Origin of the sequence: Branchiibius cervicis (assembly GCF_042661605.1) — a bacterium.
GTDB classification, from domain to species: domain Bacteria; phylum Actinomycetota; class Actinomycetes; order Actinomycetales; family Dermatophilaceae; genus Branchiibius; species Branchiibius cervicis.
This window is the reverse complement of record NZ_JBHSWJ010000002.1, coordinates 3491498-3505437: the sequence shown is the minus strand read 5'-3', so window position 1 is coordinate 3505437 and position 13940 is coordinate 3491498. Positions and strand designations below refer to the sequence as shown.

Below are 13940 nucleotides of genomic sequence, written 5' to 3'. Positions count from 1 at the left end.
CCGTATCGATCGAGGAGTTACCCGTGTCCCAGCCGAGTACCCCGCCGCCGGCCAGCCTCGTTGAAGAGCCGCCGAAGGAGAAGCGCTACCTGCTGACCTTCGGGCGGGTGCTGGCCTACCTGGCCTACGCCTACGTGATCGTCGTCGAGATCGTTCTCGGTCTCGGGTTCATCCTGCAGCTGTTCGGCGCCAGTCAGGAAGCCAGTTTCGTGCGGTGGGTCTACCGCTCGATGGAGCGGGCGATGGAACCCTTCCGGGGCATCTTCCCCAGCGTCGATCTCACCTCCAGCGCCAACGGTCAGCACAACGCCGTGCTCGACACCTCCGTGCTGTTCGCGATGCTCGTCTATGCGATCGTCGCGTGGGCGATCCACCTGGCGATCTACTGGCTCACCAAGCAGGTGAACCGTTTTGATCGCGAGCGCGCTGACGCACTCAACCGGCAGACCTACCTGGCCGCCCAGCAACAGGCTGCGCCCCGCTACGCCCAGCAGCAGCCGGGCGCCTACGGACCCCCGCAGCAGGGGCAGTACCCCACACAGGAATACCCCCGTCACCCTGACCAGCGGTGATCAGGGACTGCTGAGTTGCTCGTCGTCGACCTGCGCTTCGTGCATCGATTCCTCGATGTATGCCTGTGCCTGCTCCGGTGACAGGCGCAGGCGGAACGCCATCAGGTAGATGACCGCGGAGATCACGAGCAGGACCGGGATGGCCGTCCCGAAGCCCAGCACCGCACGGCCGCCGTCGTAGTCGCCCAGGTAGGAGACGATCGTCAGGCACACCAGCCAGGGCACCACCCACAGCCCGGCGCGGGCATCGAGTCGCTTTTCGTGCAGACCGCCGGTTGCCGCGAACACGAGCAGCAGCACGAACCCCAGGACCACGGCGACCATCAGCTTCCACACCGTGCTCCACCCCGACCAGTAGACGATCAAGTTCGATCCCCAGAAGGCCAGGAACGGGATCACGTGGCCGCCGGGCAGGCGGAAGGGTCGTTCATGGTCGGGAACCTGTTTGCGCAGGGCGACCAGCACCAGGGGACCCGAGGCGAAGGACAAGACGGTGGCCGAGGTGATGAAGCCGACCAACTGCTGCCAACTGGGGAACGGCAGGAAGGCGATCAGCCCGATGATGAAGGCCAGGATCAGCCCGATCAGCGGGGCTCCCCGGCTCGTCGTACGCGCAAGGGCCTTGGGGGCGTTGCCGTTGCGAGCCATCGCGAACGAGATGCGTGCGGTGACGGTGGTGTAGATCAGACCGGTGTCGCCGGGGGACACGATCGCGTCGATGTAGAGCAGGACCGACAGCCACCCCAGGCCCAGGATGGTGGCGAGCGCCGCGAGCGGTCCGAAGTCGTTGGCGAAGGACAGATTGGCCCACCCGTGCGACGTCGCCAGGGTGTCGCCGGGCAGGGCACCAATGAACGCGACCTGCAGCAGGACGTAGATCACGGCAGTGATCAGCACCGATCCGATGACGGCCAGTGGCACGTTGCGTTTGGGGTTGTCGGTCTCTCCGGCCAGCTCGATTCCTTGACGGAAACCCAGATAGGAGAAGACGATTCCGCTTGTCGCGACCGCGGTGAAGACACCGTGCCAGCCCGAGGGGGTGAAACCGTAGGAGGTGAAGTTGTCCCCGTGGAAGGCGGCGAAGAAGAACGCCGCGATGACGGCGACGATGATGAACAGCTTCCACGACACCAGCACGTTGTTGATGCGCGCGAACCAGCGGACGCCGAAATAGTTGATGACCACGAAGAGGGCCATGAGGACGACCGCTGTCGCATAACCCAGTCCGGTCAAGGTGTGCACGGTCTGCCCGTCGACGGTGTGCGGCGTCGTGAACGGGGCGTACTTCGTGCCGTACTGCAGTGCCGCTTCGACTTCGATGGGCGCCGTGGTCCCCACCGCGATGTAGGTGATCCAGCCGCCCGCGAAGCTGGCCAGGTTGCCGAAGGCCATGTGGGGGAAGCGCACGACCCCGCCGGTGAGCGGGAACATCGTGCCCAGTTCGGCGTAACACAGCGCGATGAACAAGATCAGCAGCGCCCCGAAGGCCCAGGAGATCGTCGCGGCCGGCCCGGCCTGCTGGGAGGCGTTCAGCGCCCCGAAGAGCCAGCCCGAGCCGATGATCGACCCCACGCTGGCGAAGAGCAATCCGACGACGCCCACATGTCGTTTCAGGGTCGGTTGCTGACCGGTTGCGGAGGAGGCGTCCTGTGCTGTCATACCGACCACCGGGCAGGCTGGGCGCGAGTGCTTCGTTTCGCTATGAAAGTGGGCATCGTGCCAACGTACGCCGTGCGTTACCTCGGGCACGAACCTCACGCCCACCCGAGTGGGTGGGGTCAGTGAAGCAGCGGGTCGCGGTCGAACCCGGTGTCGAGCTCGTCCTCGTCCTCCCGCGTCCAGCCCAGCGTGTGCTCCACCGCGCGATCCCATTCGGCACGTCGCCGCCGCCGCAGTCCCTCCGTCATGCCCGGCTCCCACCGGCCGGCGCGATGCCAGTTACGGCGCAACCCCTCCAGGTCCGGCCAGTACCCCACGGCCAGCCCCGCGGCGTACGCGGCGCCGAGCGACACGCTCTCCGAGACCAGGGTGCGTTCGACGGGAATCCCCAGGAAGTCGGCAACCATCTGCATCAGAAGGTGATTGGCGGTCATGCCACCATCCACCTTGAGGCTGGTGATGGCCAGCCCGGTATCGGCGTTCATCGCGTCGACCACTTCGGCGGTCTGCCACGCTGTCGCCTCCAGGACCGCCCGGGCCAGGTGCGCCTTCTTGACGTACGACGTGAGGCCGACGATCACGCCGCGCGCCTCCGGGCGCCAATGCGGAGCGAAGAGACCGGCGAACGCCGGCACGATGTAACACCCTCCGGTGCTGTCCACCTGCCGGGCAAGGGTCTCGATCTGCGGCGCCGAGTCGATCATCTCCAGCGCGTCACGGAACCACTGCACCAACGCGCCGGCGACCGCGATCGACCCCTCGATCGCATAGACCGGCGGCTGCCCGGCCAGGGAGTAGGCGACGGTCGAGATGAGACCGTGCCGGGATGCGATCAGCCGGTCACCGGTGTTGGTGAGCACGAAAGCGCCTGTGCCGTAGGTGCATTTGGCCTCGCCCGCGTCGAAGCACGTCTCGCCGAAGAGCGCCGCCTGTTGGTCGCCGAGGGCTCCGCCCAGCGGCACGCCCGGCATCCCGGAGACGCACGTGCCCCACACCTGGGCGTTGGGGCGGATCTCGGGCAGCATCTGCGCCGGGATGTCGAGGGCATCCAGCAGGCGCTGATCCCATTCCAGGGTGCGGATGTTCATCAGCATGGTCCGGCTGGCGTTGGTGACGTCGGTCACGTGCACTCCGCCGTCCGGGCCACCGGTCAGCTGCCAGGTCAGCCAACTGTCCATCGTGCCGAAGGCGACCTCGCCGGATCGAGCCCGGCGGGCCAGGCCGGGTACGTGGTCCAGCAACCAGCGCAGCCGCGGCGCGGCGAAGTAGCCAGCAGGGGCGAGGCCGCAGATCTCTTCGAACAGTGCCCGGTGCGGCCCGCGCTGCAACTCGGCGACGATCTGGCTGGACCGGGTGTCCTGCCACGTGATGGCCGGGGCCAGCGGCTTGCCGGTGATGCGGTCCCACACGACGGTCGTCTCGCGTTGGTTGGCGATGCCCAGAGCGGCGATGTCCGTCGTCAGCAGACCGGCAGAGCGCAGCGCCTCCGGCAGGACCCGCAGGGTGTTGGCCAGGATCTCCTCGGCGTCGTGCTCCGCCCAACCCGGCTGGGGGAAGAACTGCCGCTGCTCGTGCTGGGCGACCGTCACCATCCGGCCGCGCTGGTCGAAGATCATGCACCGGGTGGAGGTGGTGCCCTGGTCGAGGGCGGCGACGTACCGGGCGTTCACAAGCGCTCCTGCAGGGTGAGGAGATGGCAGTGGCTGCATCGACGACACGCTCGGGGAGGCGCTCGCGGGGCCGGCCGCCGGAGTCGAGCATCCGCGCGGACCTCCCGACGACCGCCAGCGCGCCGACACCGACTCCTGCGTAGTGCAGGATCGGCGCCGCCACCGCGGCCACTCCCGGGGTCAGTGTGCCGTCCGCCACGGCGTACCCCTGGCGCCGGACCTGGGACATGGTGCGGGCCAGCTGGGTCCGGCTGGTGATCGTGGTCGCGGTGAACGGGTGCAACTCCAGGGTGTGCAACCGGCCGGCCGCCGATGAGAACGCGAGAAGCACCTGGCCCAGTGCGGTGGCGTGCAACGGTTGGCGTTCGTCGATCCGCAACCGTTGCGGTGAGCCGTCGGGCCGGAAGACGTGATGCAGCAGCAGCACGCCGTTGCCGCTGAGGACTCCCAACTGCACCTCCAGGCCGGTGGTCGCGGCGAGTTGGTCGGCCCGGTTGGCGGCCCGGGAGCGCAGCAGATGGGGATCGAGGGTCTGCCCCAACCGGGCCAGGCCGGCACCGATCAAATAGCGGCCGGTCTCCGGCTCCTGGGCCACGAAACCCACGTCGACCAGCGTGCGCACGATGCCGTGCACCGTCGGCTTGGGCAGATCCAGCATGCGCGCCAATTCCCCCAGCATCACCGGTTCGGTCGCGGCGGCGAGCAGATGCAGCACGTTCGCCGCTCGCTCGATCGACTGGATGGGCGCGGGCACAGTTCATTCTAAGCCGTTCGACATGAGCGAATCATCGTTCGCGTATGTCGAACGGCTGCTCTGGCTTTGCGATGGCCAGCAGGGTTGTGTGATCCACATCGCAACGAGGCGACGAAAGGACCTGCCCCATGAAGAAAGATACGTTGACCTGGGAACTCCTCGCGGAGTTCGCCGGCACGTGCATCCTCATCCTGTTCGGTGTCGGTGTGGTGGCGCAGGTCGTCACCGGCAACGGCGCACTGGGTGACCACGATTCCATCGCCTGGGCCTGGGGCCTGGGCGTCACGCTCGGTGTTTACGTGTCCGCCCGGATCTCCGGTGCGCACCTGAACCCGGCGGTGACCGTCGCACTGGCGGCGTTCCAGGGCTTCTCCTGGAAGAAGGTGCTGCCCTACTCCCTGGCCCAGACCGCGGGTGCCTTCGTGGCCGCGATCATCGTGCGGTTCACCTACGCCGATCTGATCAACGCCATCGACCCCGGCCACACGTTCAAGACCCAGGGGATCTTCTCGACCCTGCCCGGCACCCATGTGACCATGACCACGGCGTTCTTCGACCAGATCGTCGGTACGGCCATCCTGGTCTTCGTGATCTTCGCGCTCACCAACGCGCGCAACAACCCGCCGCTGTCCAACCTGGGCCCGCTGCTGGTCGGTTTGCTCGTGGTCGCGATCGGTATGGCCTGGGGTGCGAACGCCGGCTACGCCATCAACCCGGCGCGTGACTTCGGCCCGCGTCTGGCGTCCTGGATCACCGGTTACAGCACGGCGATGAAGGAACCGGGCGGCAACTACTACTTCTGGTTGCCGATCGTCGCGCCCATCATCGGCGGCCTCGTCGGTGGCGGACTGTTCAAGCTGCTGATCGATCGCGGCATCGACGCCATGGAAGAGGCAGAACCCGAGGCCGAGGCCGCGGGCGAGCCGCTTCCCAACGAGTGAAACAACCGACTTTCAAAGGAGAGAGCAGATGGCTGACTACGTAGGAGCAGTAGACCAAGGCACGACCAGCACCCGGTTCATGATCTTCAACCACGACGGCGAGGAGGTCGCGCGCCACCAGTTGGAGCACGAGCAGATCATGCCGCAGGCCGGTTGGGTGGAGCATGACCCGATCGAGATCTGGGAGCGCACCAGCTCGGTCATCCAGACCGCGATGGGCAAGGCCAACATCACGGCCAGCGACCTCGCCGCGGTGGGCATCACCAACCAGCGCGAGACCACCGTGGTGTGGAACAAGAGGACCGGGCGCCCGTACTACAACGCCATCGTCTGGCAGGACACCCGCACCGACCGGATCGCCAGCCGGCTCGAGCGCGAGGGTCACGGCGACCTGATCCGCGAGCGCGCTGGTCTGCCGCCGGCGACGTACTTCTCGGGCGGCAAGATCCAGTGGCTGCTGGAGAACGTCAAGGGGTTGCGCGAAGCCGCGGAGAAGGGCGACGCCATCTTCGGTACGACGGACTGCTGGGTGACCTGGAACCTCACCGGTGGCACCGACGGCGGACGGCACGTCACCGATGTGACCAACGCCAGCCGCACGATGCTGATGGACCTGGAGACCTGCCAGTGGGACGACGAGTTGCTCGCGCTCTTCAACATCCCCAGGGCGATGCTGCCGGAAATCGTGTCGTCTTCGGACGCGTCGGCGTACGGCGTCACCGACCCGCACGGGCCGTTCCACGCCGAGGTCCCGATCACCGGCGTGCTCGGTGACCAGCAGGCCGCCACGGTCGGTCAGGTGTGTTTCGCCCCGGGTGAGGCCAAGAACACTTACGGCACGGGCAACTTCATGCTGCTCAACACCGGTGAGGAGCTGGTGCGCAGCAAGGCCGGTCTGCTGACCACGGTCTGCTACCGCTTCGGCAACGACAAGCCGATCTACGCGCTCGAGGGTTCGATCGCGGTGACCGGCTCAGCCGTGCAATGGCTGCGTGACCAGCTCGGCATCATCTCCGGTGCGGCCGACACCGAGCGCCTGGCCGGGCAGGTCGAGGACAACGGCGGCGTTTACTTCGTGCCGGCGTTCTCCGGCCTGTTCGCGCCGTACTGGCGCTCGGACGCCCGCGGTGTGATCGTGGGCCTGTCCCGCTACAACACCAACGCCCACCTGGCGCGGGCCACGCTCGAAGCGATCTGCTACCAGAGCAAGGACGTGGCCGACGCCATGGAGAAGGACTCCGGGGTGAAGCTGGAGGTGCTCAAGGTCGACGGCGGCGTCACCGCCAACAACCTGTGCATGCAGATCCAGTCCGACATCCTGGGGGTCGAGGTGAGCCGTCCGGTGCTGGCCGAGACCACGTGCCTGGGTGCGGCCTACGCCGCGGGTCTGGCCGTCGGTTTCTGGAAGGACACCGACGAGTTGCGCGCCAACTGGCACGAGGGCAAGCACTGGAAGCCGAACTGGAACGACCAGCAGCGTGCCGACGGATACGTCGGTTGGCGCAAGGCCATCGACCGCACGCTGAACTGGGTTGACGTCGACGGAGACTGACACCACCGCCGGGGCCCGCGTCATTGCGGGTCCCGGCGCCGTCGCGTCACCCCGGGGCCGGGTGGCGCGTTCACCAATATCTGAGAGGCTTGAACCATGAGAGCGATCGCCCTGTCACCACAGTTCCGGGAAGACTCGATCGAGGCGATGTCGCAGCAGGAGCTGGACATTCTGGTCATCGGCGGCGGTGTCGTCGGTGCCGGTAGCGCCCTGGACGCCGCCACCCGCGGCTTGAGCGTCGGCCTGGTGGAGGCGCGTGACCTGGCTTCCGGCACCTCGAGCCGGTCCAGCAAGCTCATCCACGGTGGGCTGCGCTACCTGGAAATGCTCGACTTCCGATTGGTTGCCGAAGCGTTGACCGAGCGCGGTCTGCTGCTGCAGAAGATCGCTCCGCACCTGGTGCATCCTGTGGCCTTCCTCTACCCGCTGCAGCACCACGTGTGGGAGCGCGCCTACGCCGGCACCGGTGTCGCGATGTACGACGCGATGAGCCGCCTGTCCGGTAAGGCCGGCGTACCGCTGCACAAGCACCTGACCCGTTCCGGGGCGCGCAAGCAGTTCCCGTCGCTGCGCAAGGACGCGCTGACCGGCGCGCTGCGCTACTACGACGCCCAGGTCGATGACGCCCGCCACACGATGTTCGTGGCTCGCACGGCCGCGGCGTACGGCGCACATGTCGTCACCCGGGCGCGGGTGGTCAACCTGATCAAGGAGGGTGAGCGGGTGACCGGCGCGGTCATCCACGACCTCGAGTCGGACCGCGAATTCACCGTCCGCGCAAAGCAGGTCGTCAACGCGACCGGTGTGTGGACCGACGAGACCCAGTCGATGGCCGGCTCCCGCGGGCAGTTCCATGTGCGCGCCAGCAAGGGCATCCACCTGGTGGTCCCGAAGGACCGCATCCGCGGTGACGTCGGGCTGATCCTGCGCACCGAGAAGTCCGTGCTCTTCGTCATCCCATGGGGTGCGCACTGGATCATCGGCACCACGGACACCGACTGGGACCTGGACAAAGCGCATCCTGCCGCCAGCGAGCGCGACATCGAGTACCTGCTCGAGCACGTCAACACCGTGCTGGAGACGCCGATCACCAAGGACGACGTGCAGGGCGTGTACGCCGGTCTGCGGCCCCTGCTCGCCGGCGAGTCCGAGGCGACCAGCAAGCTGTCCCGCGAGCACGCGGTCGGTCACCCGGCCCCGGGTCTGGTGGTCATCGCCGGGGGCAAGTACACGACGTACCGGGTGATGGCCAAGGACGCGGTCGATGAGGCGGTGTTCGGGCTGAACGCCCAGTTCGACCGGGCCATCCCGGACTCGACGACGCAGAACGTGCCGTTGCTGGGTGCCGAGGGATACCCGGCGCTGATGAACGGTCGCAACGTGCTCGCGGACAAATACGGTCTGCACGAAGTGTGGATCGAGCACCTGCTCAACCGGTACGGCTCGTTGATCCACGAGGTGCTGGAGCCCACCCAGGACGACCCGTCGCTGAAGGAGCCGCTGACCGGCGGCACCGATTATCTGCGGGCCGAGGTGGTCTACGCCGTTACCCACGAGGGGGCGCGGCACCTGGACGACGTCCTGGCACGGCGTACCCGGTTGTCGATCGAGACCTTCGACCGTGGCACCGGGGCGTGCGAGGAAGCGGCCGACCTGATGGGCAGGGTGCTCGGCTGGAGCGAGGAGCAGCGCGACAACGAGATCGATCACTACCGCAAGCGGGTTGAGGCCGAGCTGGAGAGCCAGCGGATGCCCGACGACGCCACGGCCGACGCGGCCCGGATGGGCGCTTCGGACGTGGTGCCGATCAGCTGAGAGCCGCCGGGTGGCGCCCGGCCGCGATCGACAACAGGTCTGCGGCCGGGCCCCGCGGCGGGCTGCTCGGGTGCCAGACGGCACGCAGCGCGCGGCGCAGGCTCGTGCCCGCGACTTCGACCGCGATCAGTCGCCCGGTCTCGACGTCGCGGCTGACCGCCAGCGAGGACAGGACCGCGGGCGCGCCGAGGGTGATGACTGCGTCACGTACGGCGGCCGTGGACGGCAGCACGGCAGCCGCCTCGGCGAGGGCTCCCACCGCGTTTTCGAGGAACGCTCTTGTGCCCGAACCGGATTCGCGCAGGACGAGTGGCGTGGTGGTGAGTTCCGCGACCGGGACCGGTCTGCTGCGAGCGGCCCACGGATGGTCCGGCGCGACCACAGCGACCAACCGGTCGTGAGCGATCACGCGTGAGCGGACCGTGCGCGGAACCCGGGGTGACTCCACGAAGCCCAGTTGCGCCGTGCCGCTGGACACTTCGTGGACCACTTGGTGGGAGTTGCCGGGCAGGACGTGCAGTCGCACCTGCGGGTCCACGGTGCGCAAACGGCTCGCCCAACCGGGCAGGAGGCACTCGGAGACCGTGTTGCTCGCCGCCACCGCCACGGATCGGCGGCCGGCAGCACCCAGCGTGCGTACCCCGTGGTCGAGGTTCTCGGCGGCGGTCAGGATGTCGGTGGCCCAGTCGATGACGACACCGCCCTGCGCGGTGAGCCGGACGCCGCGTGCGGTGCGCTCGAAGACAGGTATGCCGAGGGTCCGCTCAGCCGTCCGGATCCGCTCGCTGACGGCTTGCTGACTGATCCCGAGGCGCCGGGCCGCCGTCGTCATGCTGCCGTCGCGTGCTACTGCGAGCACGGCCTGGAGCTGGGCGAGGTCGGGCACGTGCGACAGCTCTGAGGAGCTCACTGCGCCAGCCTACAAGGTTTGTTTGTAGCTGCACCGGAACGAGCCGCTACCGGACGCGCTCCCGCCGCGACAGGCTGAGGTTGTGAAGGCCGCTGCTCCCCCTCGACTTTTGGAACGGGTGTGACTCGGAATCGCTCCGACGAGGTGAATCGCGTTCCACAAGTTGCGTCGTTGCCGCCTGCGGGCCCGGCGTGGTTTTCCAGTGTGATGGGTACCGGAATCCTCGCGCTGCTGGTCGAACTACACCTCGGACGTACGCCGATCGGCGGGGTGGCCGCACTTGCGCTGCTGATGCTCGCGTGGGCGTTGTTGCTCGGACTCGGAGGCGCGTTCGTTGCCCGTTGCTGTCGCGATCCGCGCGAGTTGCGGGCGTCATGGACCGGACCGGCCGGCGCGGCGGCCTGGGGAACCGTGTCGATGGGCATCCTGTCGGTGGGCTCGGCGACGCTGAAGGTCGCCGTCGGCCAGGGGATTCGGTCGCCGCCGTCGGGCAGTGGGTCGACGCGGTGCTCTGGAGCGTCGGGACGGTCATCGGATTCGCGACCGCCATCGGCTTCATGATCGCGCTCCTGCGGTGCGACCGGGGCCGGCCGGCGATGACCTGGGGGCTGCCGGTCGTGCCGCCCATGGTGACCGCGACCGCCGGGGCCACGCTCGCACCGCTTCTGCCGGCGCCGTGGCACCCACTGGTGTGGTGGGTGGCGGTTGCCGGATTCGTCATCGCCGGGATCTTGGCCGCGGTCATCTTCGGCGCGGCGTACCACCACCATCTGCGCGTCGCGGCCATCCCGGTCGAAGCGAGCGCGACGAGCTGGATCCCGCTGGGTGTCGTGGGGCAATCGACCGCGGCAGCAGTCGCCCTCGCCGCGAAGCCACCGCTGGCGGAGGGCCGGGCGATGAGCATTGCGCACGGTTACGGGTACGCGATGTTGCTGATCGGCGTACCGGTGATCGGGATCGCCGCGCAAACGACGGTCCGCGGTTTCCGCGCGCAGATGCCGTTCGCGCCCACCTGGTGGTCACTGACCTTCCCGATCGGCACCCTCAGTCTCGGCGCCCACCTGCTCGGCACGCAGACCGGGCAGGGGTGGATCGTCGTACTCGGCTGGCTCGCGCTAGCGGTCCTGGCAGGCACCTGGACGCTGTGCGCGAGGGCGACTATCCGTGCGGTGACGACGGCGCGGGTGGCCCCGGCGACTACCGGCGCAGCGCTCGGTAGTAGCGCACCAGCGACTGCGTCGACTGATCCTGTTTCGCCAGTGCCGCTTCGTCGCCGCCGACCGCCGGCGTGACCTGCTTGGCCAGTTGCTTGCCGAGCTCCACACCCCACTGGTCGAAACTGTCGATGCCCCAGACCGTGCCCTCGGTGAAGGTGATGTGCTCATAGAGCGCGATGAGTTGGCCGACGGCGGAGGGCGTCAGGGCAGGAGCCATGATCGAGGTCGTCGGGCGGTCGCCGCTGAAAACTCTTGCGGGCACGATGCTCTCGGGCGTTCCTTCGGCGCGTACCTCGTCGGCGGTCTTGCCGAACGCCAGCGCCGCGGTCTGCGCGAAGAAGTTGGCCAGGAACAGCTCGTGCACGTCCTCGTCACCGTCCTTCAGGTCGTGCGCAGGATTCACGAAGGCGATGAAATCGGCCGGGATGATCCTGGTTCCCTGGTGGATCAGCTGGTAGAACGCGTGCTGGCCGTTGGTGCCCGGCTCACCCCAGAAGATCTCGCCCGTGGTCGTGGTGACGTCGCTGCCGTCGTAGCGAACGCTCTTGCCGTTGGACTCCATCGTCAACTGCTGCAGGTACGCCGGGAACCGGTGCAGGTACTGCGCGTAGGGCAGCACGACGTGCGACTGGGCATCGAAGAAGTTTGAGTACCAGACGTTCAGCAGGCCCATCAGTGCCGGCACGTTGGCCGCCAGGGGTGTGTTCTTGAAGTGCTCGTCGATGGTGCGGAAGCCGGCGAGGAAGTCGCGGAAATGCTGCGGGCCGATGGCCACGGCGACCGAGGTCCCGATCGCAGAGTCGACGGAGTAGCGGCCACCGACCCAGTCCCAGAAGCCGAAGGCGTTCTGCGGGTCGATACCGAACTCCTCGACCTTGTCCAGGGCCGTGGAAACGGCGACGAAATGTTTTTCGATGGCCTCCTTGCGAGCGGCCTCTTCGTCCTCGATCGCGCCGCTGGCCAGCAGACCCTCGAGCAGCCAGGTCCGGGCCAGCCGGGCGTTGGTGAGCGTCTCGAGAGTGCTGAAGGTCTTGGAGGCGACGATGAACAGGGTCGTCTCCGGATCGAGGTCCGCGGTCTTCTCGTAGGCGTCGGTCGGGTCGATGTTGGAGATGAATCGGCAGGAAAGCCCTTCTTGCACATACGGTTTCAGCGCTTCATAGACCATGACCGGGCCGAGGTCCGAGCCGCCGATGCCGATGTTGACGACGGTTTCGATCCGCTTGCCGGTGACGCCCTTCCATTCACCGCTGCGGACCTTGTCGGCGAACGCGAAGACCTTGTTCAGTACCTCGTGGACGTCCGGGACGACGTTGTGGCCATCCACCTCGATCACGGCCTCGGCAGGTGCCCGCAACGCGGTGTGCAGGACGGCCCGGTCCTCGGTGACGTTGATCTTCTCGCCGGCGAACATCGCGTCGCGGCGGGCCTCGAGACCGACTTCGTCACCCAGTGCCACCAGGGCTGCGAGGACATCGTCGGTGATGAGGTTCTTGGACAGGTCGACGAACAGGTCACCGGCGGTGAACGTGAAGCGCTTGGCTCGCTCGGGATCCTCCGCGAATGCCTCGCGGAGGTTCAAGGAGAAGTTCTCCTTGAGTTCCAGCAGTTGGTTCCAGGCGGCGGTCTGCGTCGCGTCGATCGGAGTGCTCATGAAGGTCTCCCACGGTGGTCGTCGACTATCCCTTGCTTTGAACATTAGTGATCATCGCCGTACGCCGACCAGGCGCCCGGGTGTGCCACAGGCCGGTCAGAAGGGCCAGCCCCCAGATCAGGAAGAGGGGATCCCACAGCCGGGCGTGGCCGATCATTGCCTCATGGTCGTATCCACCTGCGGGAGAGATGATTCCGCTGAGCACCAGGTTGCCCGTCACGGTGTTGACGCCGCCCCACAGCACGAGCACGATGCCGGCCGCCCAGCCGATGGTCCGGGTGAGAGGCGGCCAACCGGTCCGCTGGAAGAGGAGGGGAAGGGCGGCAGCGAGGGCCTTGAGGGCGGCGATCGGCCAGAGTAGCCAGGTGCGGTCTCCGACGGTGCTGAGGATGGTCTGGCCCAGGGTGGCGAGCAGCGCCGTACCGCCCGCCGCCCAATAGGCGCTCACGGTGGCGTGCACCAACCCGCAGATCGCCGCGATGGCGAACGCCGGCCGACCGTGGGTCATCCGGTCATTGCCGCGCGGTCCTGCCAGGTGCAGATGCAGGCCTGGTTGCCGTCGTGGTCGGCCACGATCCAGAAGCTGGGTGCTTCCTCGTCAGAGACCATGGTGCCGCCGGCGGCGAGTGCGGCGCGCAGCCGGTCCTTGGCCTGGGCGGCCTCGACCCAGATGTCCGGATGCCAGCGCTGACGAGGTTCGTCGGAGCCGGAGGGTTGGTACCACAGCGACGGCAGCGCTCCTGAGTCGTCGACCAGCTCCTCGTTGCCCTGGTCGGGCAGGCCGAGGACGGCCGCCCAGAACGGGCTGACCCGGCCGCCGTCAGGGGTGTCCAGCGCCCACTCGACCTTGGTGACGGCGGGTTCGAGCGGGAGGTCCTTGGCCAGCTCGATGATCTGGCGGGCAAGTTCGACGTCGCGCTGGGTGATCCCCTTCTCGTCGTGGGAGATCAGGCGGATGTCCAGGTGGTCGTAGCGCAGGTCGAGATCCGGATGGTGATTGGCCGCTTCCGCACGCTCACCGATCGCATTCACCAAGGCCAACCCGGTCACGAAATCGCCGGTCCGGACCCGGGTCATCAGGCCACCGGCCGGGTAGGGCAAGTAGGCCCATCCGGTGAGGCCGAGTTCGGAGATCTGCTGTCCGTTGAGAGTGGTCACGCCTTCATCGTGGCGACTTCGGCCGGGCTGGGGAACCC

12 protein-coding genes and 1 pseudogene are annotated in these 13940 nt (G+C 67.6%); 6 read left to right on the top strand and 7 right to left on the bottom strand.

What is annotated here, in order from left to right; genetic code table 11:
- Positions 1 to 23 precede the first annotated feature (23 nt).
- Complete coding sequence (locus ACFQBT_RS18135; RefSeq protein ID WP_377824888.1) at positions 24 to 572, top strand: hypothetical protein; 549 nt, start codon at positions 24 to 26, stop codon at positions 570 to 572.
- Here ACFQBT_RS18135 and ACFQBT_RS18130 read toward each other — a convergent pair whose 3' ends face one another.
- The 3 genes and pseudogenes from ACFQBT_RS18130 to ACFQBT_RS18120 all read right to left on the bottom strand — a co-directional run.
- Positions 573 to 2231 (bottom strand): APC family permease, encoded by a 1659-nt coding sequence (locus ACFQBT_RS18130; protein ID WP_377824886.1) that lies wholly within the window; start codon positions 2229 to 2231, stop codon positions 573 to 575.
- Between the two features lie 119 nt (positions 2232 to 2350).
- Positions 2351 to 3940: a glycerol kinase GlpK gene (glpK, locus tag ACFQBT_RS18125; protein WP_377824884.1), complete on the bottom strand. Its 1590-nt coding sequence runs from the start codon at positions 3938 to 3940 to the stop codon at positions 2351 to 2353.
- A 40-nt stretch (positions 3941 to 3980) separates the two neighbouring features.
- Positions 3981 to 4580: pseudogene (locus ACFQBT_RS18120) on the bottom strand (IclR family transcriptional regulator); the annotation flags it as partial.
- 203 nt (positions 4581 to 4783) lie between these two features.
- Between ACFQBT_RS18120 and ACFQBT_RS18115 the strand changes: the two are divergent.
- The 3 genes from ACFQBT_RS18115 to ACFQBT_RS18105 all read left to right on the top strand — a co-directional run bounded on the left by ACFQBT_RS18115 (position 4784) and on the right by ACFQBT_RS18105 (position 8963).
- A complete protein-coding gene (locus ACFQBT_RS18115) occupies positions 4784 to 5596 on the top strand; it encodes an MIP/aquaporin family protein (protein ID WP_377824882.1) in 813 nt (270 codons plus the stop codon).
- 28 nt (positions 5597 to 5624) lie between these two features.
- Positions 5625 to 7148, top strand: coding sequence for a glycerol kinase GlpK (gene glpK / locus ACFQBT_RS18110; RefSeq protein WP_377824880.1), 1524 nt, complete (start codon positions 5625 to 5627; stop codon positions 7146 to 7148).
- A 96-nt stretch (positions 7149 to 7244) separates the two neighbouring features.
- On the top strand, positions 7245 to 8963 hold the full coding sequence (locus ACFQBT_RS18105; protein WP_377824878.1) for a glycerol-3-phosphate dehydrogenase/oxidase: 1719 nt from the start codon (positions 7245 to 7247) through the stop codon (positions 8961 to 8963).
- On the opposite strand, the gene ACFQBT_RS18100 is transcribed toward ACFQBT_RS18105, so the two are convergent.
- A complete protein-coding gene (locus tag ACFQBT_RS18100; protein WP_377824876.1) occupies positions 8956 to 9873 on the bottom strand; it encodes a LysR family transcriptional regulator in 918 nt (305 codons plus the stop codon). The two genes, ACFQBT_RS18105 and ACFQBT_RS18100, sit on opposite strands and share 8 nt — an antisense overlap.
- Before the next feature lie 120 nt (positions 9874 to 9993).
- On the opposite strand from ACFQBT_RS18100, the gene ACFQBT_RS18095 reads away from it, so the two are divergent.
- Positions 9994 to 10434, top strand: coding sequence for an SLAC1 family transporter (locus ACFQBT_RS18095; RefSeq protein ID WP_377824874.1), 441 nt, complete (start codon positions 9994 to 9996; stop codon positions 10432 to 10434).
- The gene (locus ACFQBT_RS18090; RefSeq protein WP_377824872.1) at positions 10380 to 11165 is read left to right on the top strand and encodes an SLAC1 family transporter; all 786 of its coding nucleotides are present in this window, start codon (positions 10380 to 10382) and stop codon (positions 11163 to 11165) included. The genes ACFQBT_RS18095 and ACFQBT_RS18090 overlap by 55 nt, the downstream gene beginning before the upstream one ends.
- Here ACFQBT_RS18090 and pgi read toward each other — a convergent pair.
- From pgi to ACFQBT_RS18075, 3 genes are read right to left on the bottom strand one after another with little or no spacing between them, the layout of a single operon-like run.
- A complete protein-coding gene (gene pgi, locus ACFQBT_RS18085; protein ID WP_377824870.1) occupies positions 11071 to 12744 on the bottom strand; it encodes a glucose-6-phosphate isomerase in 1674 nt (557 codons plus the stop codon). The genes ACFQBT_RS18090 and pgi overlap by 95 nt on opposite strands.
- A 25-nt stretch (positions 12745 to 12769) precedes the next feature.
- Complete coding sequence (locus tag ACFQBT_RS18080) at positions 12770 to 13252, bottom strand: DUF3995 domain-containing protein (protein WP_377824868.1); 483 nt, start codon at positions 13250 to 13252, stop codon at positions 12770 to 12772.
- Positions 13249 to 13902, bottom strand: a complete 654-nt coding sequence (locus ACFQBT_RS18075) for a 4a-hydroxytetrahydrobiopterin dehydratase (RefSeq protein ID WP_377824866.1) — start codon at positions 13900 to 13902, stop codon at positions 13249 to 13251. The genes ACFQBT_RS18080 and ACFQBT_RS18075 overlap by 4 nt, the downstream gene beginning before the upstream one ends.
- Positions 13903 to 13940: the final 38 nt, after the last annotated feature.

Bases quoted from the DNA above. Each gene is read 5' to 3' on its own strand.
- ACFQBT_RS18130 (WP_377824886.1), bottom strand. From the start codon at position 2,231: ATGACAGCACAGGACGCCTCCTCCGCAACCGGTCAGCAACCGACCCTG.
- glpK (WP_377824884.1), bottom strand. From the start codon at position 3,940: ATGCAGCCACTGCCATCTCCTCACCCTGCAGGAGCGCTTGTGAACGCC.
- ACFQBT_RS18115 (WP_377824882.1), top strand. From the start codon at position 4,784: ATGAAGAAAGATACGTTGACCTGGGAACTCCTCGCGGAGTTCGCCGGC.
- glpK (WP_377824880.1), top strand. From the start codon at position 5,625: ATGGCTGACTACGTAGGAGCAGTAGACCAAGGCACGACCAGCACCCGG.
- ACFQBT_RS18105 (WP_377824878.1), top strand. From the start codon at position 7,245: ATGAGAGCGATCGCCCTGTCACCACAGTTCCGGGAAGACTCGATCGAG.
- pgi (WP_377824870.1), bottom strand. From the start codon at position 12,744: ATGAGCACTCCGATCGACGCGACGCAGACCGCCGCCTGGAACCAACTG.
- ACFQBT_RS18080 (WP_377824868.1), bottom strand. From the start codon at position 13,252: ATGACCCACGGTCGGCCGGCGTTCGCCATCGCGGCGATCTGCGGGTTG.